This window comes from Streptomyces sp. NPDC059524 (genome assembly GCF_042749255.1).
GTDB lineage: Bacteria > Actinomycetota > Actinomycetes > Streptomycetales > Streptomycetaceae > Streptomyces > Streptomyces xanthii.
On the sequence record NZ_JBHYTK010000011.1, the window covers coordinates 80505 to 89909 of the forward strand.

Sequence of the window (9405 nt, forward strand, 5' to 3'; positions counted from 1 at the left end):
GGGGCGCCCCCCCCCCCCACCCCCCCCCTGCCGGCCCGTGTGCGCGTGGCTGCGGCCCCCCCCCCGCCCGGGGGGGGGGGGCGGGCGCCCCACCCCCCCCGCCCCTCGCTCAGCGGCTGGGCTCCTGCATCGTGACGCAGTGTGCGCCGCCGCCCCCGTTGCCGTAGAGGCGGTCGAGGTCGAGCTGGACGACGGGCCTGCCGTAGGCCGCCTCGATGGCCGTCCTGGCCGCCTCGTCCTTGGCCGTGTCGCCGAACTGGGTGGTGATGATCGCCTGGTTGGTCACCGTCCAGTTCATGTACGAGCTGAGGAACGCCTTCTGCTTGCCCGCCGGGATGCGGGGCAGGGTGTCGGGCCCTTCGATGGTGAGGACCCGGAGCCGGCGTCCCCGTGCGTCGGTCGCGTTCACCAGTACGTCGTGGATGGCCTGGGCGTTGGCCGTCCAGACGTCCGGACGCACCGCGCCGGCCAGTTGCACCATCACCACCCCCGGGCCGATGTAGCGGGCGGTGCCGTCGATGTGCCCGTCGGTGACGTCCTGCCCGGTGACGCCGGGCAGCCAGATCATCTTGGAGGCGCCGAACCGGGTCAGCAGCTCGGCCTCGATCTCGTCACGCGTCTTTCCCGGGTTGCGGTTGTCGTTCACCCAGCAGCTCTCGGTCGCCATGAGGGTGCCGTCGCCGTCGTACTCCACGCCTCCGCCTTCGCCGACCACCCCCGCCCTGGCGAACGACGCGCCCGCGTACGCGGCGACCTTCTGGGCGACCGAGCGGTCCTTGTCGTAGGCGGAGGCGGGGATGCCGTAGAAGCTCGTGGCGTTCTCGCCCCAGGCGTTGAAGTTCAGGCCGAAGGAGTCCAGGCCGCCGGCCCCGTCGACCCGGAACAGCGGGCCGGTGTCCCGCATCCAGCAGTCCGAGACGGGTATCGAGTCGATCACCGTGACCGAGGGCCCGCACATGCTGCCGGCCCGGGAGGCGGCCGCCGGGCCGTCCGCGCACAGGACGACGGGCTCGTACGCGGCGATCGTCCTGGCCAGTTCCGCGATGTCGGCCTGGATCAGCGACAGGCTGCTGCCCCAGATCGTGGTGCTGGACGGCCAGGCCATCCAGGTCCGCTTGTGCGGTGTCTCCTCCCCCGGCACGCGCCAGGCCCCCGCGGCCAGGGCCGGCCGCAGGCCACCGATCACCGGCCCCGCCACCAGTGCGGCCGCGGCCGCTCCGGTCCGGGCGAGGAGAGTGCGGCGGCTGATGCCGGGGCGCTCGCTGTGGTGCTCTGTCATGACGTGGTGCTCCTTCTCGCTGACGTGCTGTCGACTGCGGACGGGGGTCGCTCAGTGGAGTGGTGCCAGCAGCCCCTCCTCCCGGACCAGCTCGCGCTCGGCGGCCAGGTCGAGGCTTCGGGCGAAGGCCCAGTAGAGGGCGCCGGCGACCGGCAGGCCGATGAAGACCGAGCAGTCGACGCCGCCGAGCACCTTCGCGACGGGCCCGACGTACAGGCCGGTGATCACCATGAACGGGGCCATGCAGGCCAGCCCGATCACGTAGGCGAGATTGCCGCGCCATCCCCATCTGCCGTAGATCCCGCGGGGGTTGAAGATCTCCTTGACGACGTACTGGCCGCGCCGGACGAAGAAGAAGTCGACGAGATTGATGGCCGTCCACGGGATGAACAGGTAGGTGAGCACCACGACCACGTTGGCGAAGAACCAGTTGAACTGGTCGATGCCGACCAGGGTCGAGACGGTGCCGACGGCGACCAGCATGATGCCGATCGTCGCGGCCCGGACCGTCCGCGTCGGCTTGACCGGGCGGAACGAGTCCATGATCGAGATCATCGTGAGGCTGCCGCCGTACTGGTTGATCGCCATGATGGAGAGCAGTCCGACCAGCAGGACGAGGACGGCGACGGTGCCGAACCCGTGGAACAGCCGGTCGGCCGACAGCTTCAGGGCGGTCACCGGGTCGGTGCCCTCCGGTGCGCCGGCCGAGACCACGGCCCCGAGGACGAACACCCAGATGCCCGAGACCGCACTGGGCAGGTAGGTCCACCAGAAGGTGCTGCGCACGGGAACGTCGGGTCTCAGGTAGCGGGAGTAGTCCGAGACGTACGGTGCCCAGCCCAGCTGGAAACCGGCGACGAAGACGAACACGAGCATGAACGGGGCGAGTTCGAACGGGCCCGCGTCCCACACGCCCCGCGGCAGGCCGCCGCCGAACAGGGCGGAGCCGGTGACGGCCGCGGTGATCACGACGAACGGCCAGGTGAGCCATCGGTTCAGCCGGTGGATCCACTCGTACCCGAACAGCGCGATCACCGTCGCCACCGCCGCGGCGAGCAGATAGCCGAGCCCGTTGGGGAGTCCCGTGAGCAGGTTCATGGCCTGACCGGACAGCAGGGCGTCGGAGGTGTTGAAGCACACGTAGTTGACCAGGGCGAACACCCACACGGTGAGCGCGGCGCCCAGATACCCGAACTGCGGCCGCGACTGCACCAGTTGGGGAAGGCCCAGCTGGGGGCCCTGGGCCGAGTGGAACGCCATGAAGAACGTGCCGAAGAGCGAGCCGAGGACGGTGGCGATCACCGTCCACCACAGCGAGGCCCCCAGCGAGAGCGTCACGACACCGGTCGCCAGGCCGGTGAGATTGAGGCTGCCGACGAACCAGATGGCTCCGACGTCGGACGGTTTGCCGTGCCGTTCCGTCAGAGGCACCCAGTCGATCGAGTGCTGTTCGATGCCCGCGGAGGGCGTGGGGTCATCCGTCTGCGAGGCAACTGGCCCCATGTGAGCTCCTGTTCCGGGGAAGGACGCGAGATGCGGTCACGGCCTCAGGCGGCCGGCTGCTGCTGGGTGACGCAGTGGATGCCGCCGCCTCCCGTGCCGAGGTGGTCGATGGCGATCTGCTCGACGACGCGGTCCGGGTAGAGCCGGGCCAGGGCCGACTTGGCGGCCGCGTCGGCCGCCGTGTCGCCGAAGTGGGCGCAGACGACGGCGCCGTTGCAGACGTAGTAGTTGGCGTACGAGGCGAGGAAGTTGCGGTCGGCCGAGCGGATCTTGTCGTAGTCGGGGCCCTGGAGCCTCGCCACCGTCATGTCGGCGCCGGTGGCCGTCGTGGCCGTGGACAGGGTCCGGTACTGCTGTCGCGCGTCCTTGGCATAGGCGTCGTTGTCCGACGGGACCGGCATCTGCACGAGCGCCTTGCCGGGGGCGAGGAAGCGGGACGTGGCATCGACGTGGTCGTCGGTGATGTCCTGGCCGAGGACGCCGTCGAACCAGACGACCTCGGACGCGCCGTACGCGTCGCACATCGCCTGCTCCAGCCGGCGCTCGGACACGCCGGGGTTCCGGTTGCGGTTCACGAGGCTGCTGCGGGTCGCCATGAGGGTTCCCGCGCCGTCCTGTTCGATGGCGCCGCCCTCGCCGACCAGGGCGGCGGAGGTGAACGGCACCCCCGCGTGGGCGGCGATCCGCTCGGCGACCAGCGCGTCCTTGGCGTGGGCCTGCTTGCCGCCCCAGCCGTTGAAGTTGAGGCCGACGGCGTCCAGACCGCCGGCCCCGTCGGTGCGGAACACCGGACCCGAGTCGCGCATCCAGCAGTCGTCGACGGGAACGGAGGCGATGACGGTGACCGAGGGGCCGCACATCGAGCGGGCCCTGGCCGCGCTCGCGGCGTTGGCGCACAGGTGGACCGGCTCGTACTGGGCGATCGTGCGGGCGATCCGGGCGATGTCCGCCTGGACGCCGCCGAGAGCGCGGCCCCAGATCGCGGTGCGGTCCGGCCAGGCCATCCATGTACGGGTGTGCCGGACGTCCTCGGCCGGGACCCGGAACGTGCCGGCCGCGGGCCTGGTCGAGCCGGCCCATCCCTGGGTGGTCGTCGCGAGGGCGGCTCCGGCGGCGGTCGCTCCGGCCGCGGCGAGGAAGGCCCGGCGGTTGAGGAACCGGCGGGCGTGACGGCCCGTGGTGGGGTCGTTCATGGTCGGCCTCCTGTTTCGGCTGGCTTCAGCCATAGAGGGGTGGGCAGGGGGTGTGACACGGGGCGCGCCGGCCGGGGCCGGTCACAGGGCCCGGCGCGCCGCGGCGATCGCCTCGGGATCCCAGCCGGGGCGGGGTACGGACTCCAGCAGGAGCCGCGTATAGGGGTGTTGGGGCGCGGCGAGGACCTCGGAGGTGGTGCCCGCCTCGACGACGCGGCCCTTGCGCATGACGATGACGTCGTCGGTGACGCACCGGACCACGCCGAGGTCGTGGGTGATGAAGAGGTAGCCGATGCGGGTCTGCTCGCGGATGTCGGCGAGCAGGTTGAGGATCTGCGCCTGCACGGAGACGTCCAGGGCGGCGACCGCCTCGTCCAGGACGAGGACCGCCGGTTCCACGGCGAGCGCCCGGGCGATGGCGACGCGCTGGCGCTGTCCGCCGGAGAGCTGCCGCGGCCGCGCTTCGGCGGCGCGGATGCCGAGACCCACCTGGTCGAGCAGTTCGCGTACGCGCCGGTCGTGGTCCGTGCCGGGGAAGTGCAGCCGCAGTATCTCGCGGAGGACCCCTTCGACACTGGTGCGGGGGTCGAGGGAGACGTACGGGTCCTGGAAGACCATCTGGACCTCGCGCGCCCGTGCCAGGCGCTGGGCGCGGCCCCGGCTCCGTGCGCGGCGGGCCTCGCCGCGGACGAGGACCGCGCCGGCGTCGGCGCGTTCGAGTCCGACGACGATGCGGGCGGTGGTGGTCTTGCCGGATCCGGATTCGCCGACGATGCCCAGGGATCCGCCCTCGGGGAGGGCGAAGGACACGTCGTCGACGGCGCGGACGCTGCCGAAGGCGCGGTGCAGGCCGACGGCCTCGAGTACGTTCTCAGGCATCGACGCGGCTCCCTTCGAGGCGGTCGGTGTGATGGCAGGCGGCCTGGTGAAGCGGCAGGCCGGGGGCGGGCCGCGGCTCGGGGGCCCGCGTCTCGCAGAGCTCGGTGGCCAGGGGGCAGCGTGCGGAGAAGGGGCAGCCGTGGAGTTCCTGGCGCAGGTCAGGGGGCTGGCCCTCGATGGCGGCGAGTCGGCCCTGCGGGGCTTCCCAGCGGGGTGTGGAGGCGAGCAGCGCCGCGGTGTAGGGGTGTCGGGGCGCCGCGAAGAGGGTTGCCGCCGGGCCGCTCTCCACGATCCGCCCGGCGTACATGACGTAGACGCGGTCGCTGACGGCGGCGGCGAGGTCGAGGTCGTGGGTGACAAAGAGCAGGCCGGTGCCGAAGCGTTCGCGGAGTTCGGCCAGGAGGGCGATGACCTCGGCCTGGGTGGTGACGTCGAGTGCGGTGGTCGGTTCGTCGGCGAGGAGGAGGGCGGGGTCCCCCATCAGCGCGGCGGCGATCATGACACGTTGGAGCATGCCGCCGGAGACCTGGCCGGGGTACTGGCGCAGGGCGGACGCGTCCAGGCCCACGGCCCGCAGGAGTTCGGTGGCCCTGGCGGTGGCCTGTGCCCGCCCCGTGCTTCCGGTCAGGGTGACGCTCTCGGTGAGGAAGTCGCCGATGCGGCGCAGCGGGTTCAGGGCGGTGCGCGGGTCCTGGAAGATCATGGCCGCGGTGCCGGTGCGCAGGGCGCGCAGCCGGTCGGGGTTCATGGTGAGCACGTCCTGGCCGCCGACGAGGACGGCACCTTGGACGTCGGCGCCGGGCGGCAGCAGGTTCAGCGCGCTGCGCGAGGTGAGGGTCTTCCCGGACCCTGACTCGCCGACGAGGGCGACGGTCTCACCGGCGCCGACGTGCAGGTCGACGCCGTCGAGGACGGGTCGGGCCGTACCGGGAAGGGTGACGCGCAGCCCTTGGACGTCGAGCGTGTGCGGGGAATTCATCGGTCTCTCCTGGCGACGCGGTCGGCCCAGCGCTCTCCGACCACGTTGAACGCGACGACGGTCAGGACGATGAACACGCAGGGCAGGACCGCGGAGAGCGGGTAGCCGTGCTGGATGGCGGTCTGTCCGTCGAAGACCATGCGGCCCCAGTCGGGGGTGAGCGCCGGGACGCCGAGGCCGAGGAAGGACAGGCCGGCGAGGTCCATGAGCGCGTAGCCGAAGTTGATGGTGGACTGGGCGAGGACGACGGGGGCGATGTTGGGCAGGACGTGCCGCAGGCAGATCTGGAGGGCCGAGTGGCCCTGTACCTGGTAGGCGCTGACGTAGGGGCGTGCGCGTTCGGCCAGGACGAGGGAGCGGGTGAGCCTGCTGACGTAGGGCAGGTAGGCGAGGGAGAGGGCGATGACGGGGGCGAGGAGTCCTTCGCCGTAGACCGAGATGATCAGGATGGCCAGGAGCATTCCGGGGAACGCGAAGACGAGTTCGGTGCTGCGCGACAGGACGGAGTCGAGCCAGCCGCCCCGCCAGGCCGCGGCCGCGCCGGCCGCGACTCCGGCGAGGGTGGAGAAGACCACGACCCCGAGGGGGCCCAGGAGAGAGGTGCGGGCACCGAGGAGCAGTCGGGAGAGGGTGTCGCGGCCGGCGGCGTCGACACCGAGCAGGTGCTCGGGGGACGGTCCGGCCAGTGCGTTGCCGAGGTCGACGGTGTTGGGGTCGGCGGGCGCCAGCCAGGGGGCGAGGAGCGCCGCGGCGGTGACGACGGCGACGAGACCGAGACAGACCAGGTAGAGCGGGGACCCGGCGGTCCGGATCCTGGCGAGGCCGGGGCGGCGGCTGAGGACGGCGCTCATGCGGCGGCCCCTCGCGTGCCGAGCGTGATCCGCGGGTCGACCAGCGGGAGGAGCAGGTCGACGACGAGGTTCACGGCCATGAACAGGCCGACGATGATCAGCGAGATCGCCTGGACGGTCGGAAAGTCCTTGGTGGTGGTGGACAGTTCGAGGAGCTGGCCGATGCCGCCGATGCTGAACGCGGTCTCGACGAGGATCGTGCAGACCAGGAGGGTGGAGATGATCAGGCCGCCGGTGGTGAGGATCGTGCCCAGGGAGTTGCGGAACACGTGGCGGCGGATGACCTGCCGTTCCGGTACGCCGCGGCTGCGGGCCACGGTGACGTGTTCGCTGTCGAGGGCTTCGAGCATCGCCGAGCGGGTGACGCGGGCGAGCATGCCGATGAGGTAGAGCGCCAGGGCGATCGCGGGGAGGGTCAGGTGCCGGAGCGTGTCGACGAAGCCGTCGCCGGCTCCGCTGCTGGGGAACCAGCCGAGTTTCACGGCGAACAGGCCCTGGAGGAGCACGGCCGCGACGAAGGAGGGGGTGCCGACGGCGAAGGTGGTGCCGACCAGGACGGCGGAGTCGGTGGCACCGCCTCGCACGGCGCCGACCCAGCCGAGGAGCAGGCCGGTCACGGTGACCACGAGCAGGGCCATCACAACGAGCAGCAGGGTGGTGGGCAGGCGGTCGGCCAGCAGCCGTGAGACGTCGGTGCGGTAGGTGATGGACCGTCCGAAGTCTCCTTGGACCATGTCACCGAGCCAGCTGAAGTACCGGACGAAGAAGGGGTCGTCCAGGTGGTACTGCGCCTTGACCGCGGCGATGGCCTCCGGCGAGGCCGAACGCCCCGCGAGGAGAAAGCTGGCCGGGCTGCCCGGTGCGAGGTACATGGCGCCGAATACCACGAACGACGCGGCGAGCAGGGTGGCGGCCATCTCCGCCGTCCGGCGCAGGGCGAATCTCAGAATGCTCACTTCGCGGCCCCCACGTCGGCGGCCCACGGGTAGTACATGTACGAGATGGTCGTGGGGGCTCCGGTGATCCTCTGGTTGAGGAAGACCGCGGTGGGCCACTCCGCGACGGGGATCCACAGCACCTGCTCGCCCACGTGCTGCTGCAGTTCGGCCTCGATCCGCATCCGCTTCTTCGGGTCGTAGGCGGCGGTGGCCCGGTCGACGAGGCGGTCGTAGGCCTTGTCGCTGTACCCGGCGAAGTTCAGGTAGGCACCGGTCTTGAAGTTCGCGAGGAGGTCGAGCGGGTCGGTGATGTTCATGTACGAGGTGTAGGGGAACAGGTCGATGCCCCGGCGTGCCTCGGGGTCGGTGAACAGCGCGGTGAAGGCGTTCGGCGCGATGGTCTTGAGGCGGATGTTCAGGCCGATCCGGGTGCCGGCCGCCTGGACGGCGGTGGCGAGGAGGGAGACGTCCTGGCCGATGGAGCTGGTGGCGACGGTCAGGGTCCGGCCGGTGGCACCGGCCTCCTTGACGAGCCGGGTGGCCTTCTCGATGTCCCGCCCGGTGGGCGGCAGCGCGCCGAAGGCCGCCTTCCGGGTCGGTGCGGAGGCTCCGGCCCAAGCGGCGTGCGGGGTGAGCGAGTTGGTGGTGGTGCCGGCGCCGCCGAGTCCGGCCTTGACGAACCCGGACCGGTCCAGGGCGAGGGACAGCGCGCGGCGCACACGGACGTCGCCGAGCGGCCCCTTCATGTCGGTGACGTTGACGTTGACCGTGGTCAGGCCCTCGCCGAAGTACAGCTTGCCCACGCCGCTCTCGCGCAGGCGGCCGTAGCTCTCGGTGGGGATCAGGTAGCCGCCGTCGGCCTCACCGCTGAGCATGGCGTTGGTGCGGGCGGACGGGTCGGTGAGCACCCGGAAGACGGCCTTCCTGGCTCTGGCCTTCTTCCCCCAGTAGCCGTCGAAGCGGTCGAGGGAGATCGACTGGCCCTTGTCCCACGCGCCGAGCTCGAACGGCCCGGTGCAGGCGAGGCCCCCGCTGGTGCCGTAGTCCTTGCCCGCGGCCTCGATGCCGGCCTTCGAGGCGACGACGCCCGCGGCGGTCGCCATGTACTGCGGGAACTGGGAGTCGGGCTTCTTCAGTTCGACGGTGACCTGGAGTCGGCCGGTCTTCTTCACGGAGGCGACGTTCTGGAAGACCTGGGCCCAGGCGGCGGCGTTGTCCGGGTCGCGCTGCCGGTCCAGGCTGTACACCACGTCGTCGGCGGTCATCGTCCCGCCGTTGTGGAAGCGCACGCCCGCGCGCAGGTCGTAGACCCAGGTGGTGGGGTCCGGGTTCGACGCCTTCTTCGCGAGGCCCGGTTCGGTGGTGAGCCCGGGCGTCCAGCGCATGAGGCTCTCGCACACGTTGGAGAGGATCGTGTTCTGCGGGTAGTCGAACGCCATCGTGTAGTCGAGGGTGGGCGGTTCCGCGTAGACGGCCCAGGTGAAGGAGTCGATCTCGCCGCGGGCGGGCGGCGTGGAAGCGGACAGCTTGACCGTGGCGCCGGTGGCGCCGTCGTCCTTGGGCGGTCCGGCGCAGGCCGCGAGGACGGCGAGGGAGGTCAGGACGGCCGTCGTGACGACGGTCCTGCGGTAAGGGTGGCGGGGGCGTCTGCCGCCGGGGGACGGGGGTGCGGACATCGTCGCGCTCACTTTCCGTGCGGGGTTCCGGGGGTGTGGGGGGGGGGGGGGGGCGGGCCGCGCAGAGAGCGGGGGGTGATAGGGGGGGGGGGAGGGAGGGGTTGTGT

General features: G+C 71.6%; 8 protein-coding genes. All 8 read right to left on the bottom strand.

Features of this window, described 5'->3' with window-relative positions; translation table 11 throughout:
* Positions 1 to 109 precede the first annotated feature (109 nt).
* Complete coding sequence (locus ACFW9D_RS05360) at positions 110 to 1279, bottom strand: agmatine/peptidylarginine deiminase (protein WP_384618033.1); 1170 nt, start codon at positions 1277 to 1279, stop codon at positions 110 to 112.
* Positions 1280 to 1330: 51 nt separating this feature from the next.
* A complete protein-coding gene (locus tag ACFW9D_RS05365; RefSeq protein ID WP_384618035.1) occupies positions 1331 to 2782 on the bottom strand; it encodes a purine-cytosine permease family protein in 1452 nt (483 codons plus the stop codon).
* A gap of 44 nt (positions 2783 to 2826) precedes the next feature.
* Positions 2827 to 3975: an agmatine/peptidylarginine deiminase gene (locus ACFW9D_RS05370; RefSeq protein ID WP_384618038.1), complete on the bottom strand. Its 1149-nt coding sequence runs from the start codon at positions 3973 to 3975 to the stop codon at positions 2827 to 2829.
* 81 nt (positions 3976 to 4056) lie between these two features.
* Positions 4057 to 4854 carry an ABC transporter ATP-binding protein gene (locus ACFW9D_RS05375; protein ID WP_384618041.1) on the bottom strand — a complete coding sequence of 266 codons (798 nt, stop codon included), beginning with the start codon at positions 4852 to 4854 and terminating at the stop codon, positions 4057 to 4059.
* The gene (locus tag ACFW9D_RS05380; RefSeq protein ID WP_384618044.1) at positions 4847 to 5833 is read right to left on the bottom strand and encodes an ABC transporter ATP-binding protein; all 987 of its coding nucleotides are present in this window, start codon (positions 5831 to 5833) and stop codon (positions 4847 to 4849) included. Before ACFW9D_RS05380 ends, ACFW9D_RS05375 begins: the two co-directional genes overlap by 8 nt.
* Positions 5830 to 6684 (bottom strand): ABC transporter permease, encoded by an 855-nt coding sequence (locus tag ACFW9D_RS05385; protein WP_384618046.1) that lies wholly within the window; start codon positions 6682 to 6684, stop codon positions 5830 to 5832. The genes ACFW9D_RS05380 and ACFW9D_RS05385 overlap by 4 nt, the downstream gene beginning before the upstream one ends.
* Positions 6681 to 7640, bottom strand: a complete 960-nt coding sequence (locus ACFW9D_RS05390) for an ABC transporter permease (RefSeq protein WP_384618048.1) — start codon at positions 7638 to 7640, stop codon at positions 6681 to 6683. Before ACFW9D_RS05390 ends, ACFW9D_RS05385 begins: the two co-directional genes overlap by 4 nt.
* Complete coding sequence (locus ACFW9D_RS05395) at positions 7637 to 9298, bottom strand: ABC transporter substrate-binding protein (protein ID WP_384618051.1); 1662 nt, start codon at positions 9296 to 9298, stop codon at positions 7637 to 7639. The genes ACFW9D_RS05390 and ACFW9D_RS05395 overlap by 4 nt, the downstream gene beginning before the upstream one ends.
* Positions 9299 to 9405 lie beyond the last annotated feature (107 nt).

Excerpts from the sequence above, each read along its gene's own strand:
- ACFW9D_RS05360 (WP_384618033.1), bottom strand. The coding sequence starts at position 1,279 with ATGACAGAGCACCACAGCGAGCGCCCCGGCATCAGCCGCCGCACTCTC.
- ACFW9D_RS05380 (WP_384618044.1), bottom strand. The coding sequence starts at position 5,833 with ATGAATTCCCCGCACACGCTCGACGTCCAAGGGCTGCGCGTCACCCTT.
- ACFW9D_RS05385 (WP_384618046.1), bottom strand. The coding sequence starts at position 6,684 with ATGAGCGCCGTCCTCAGCCGCCGCCCCGGCCTCGCCAGGATCCGGACC.
- ACFW9D_RS05375 (WP_384618041.1), bottom strand. The coding sequence starts at position 4,854 with ATGCCTGAGAACGTACTCGAGGCCGTCGGCCTGCACCGCGCCTTCGGC.
- ACFW9D_RS05395 (WP_384618051.1), bottom strand. The coding sequence starts at position 9,298 with ATGTCCGCACCCCCGTCCCCCGGCGGCAGACGCCCCCGCCACCCTTAC.
- ACFW9D_RS05370 (WP_384618038.1), bottom strand. The coding sequence starts at position 3,975 with ATGAACGACCCCACCACGGGCCGTCACGCCCGCCGGTTCCTCAACCGC.
- ACFW9D_RS05365 (WP_384618035.1), bottom strand. The coding sequence starts at position 2,782 with ATGGGGCCAGTTGCCTCGCAGACGGATGACCCCACGCCCTCCGCGGGC.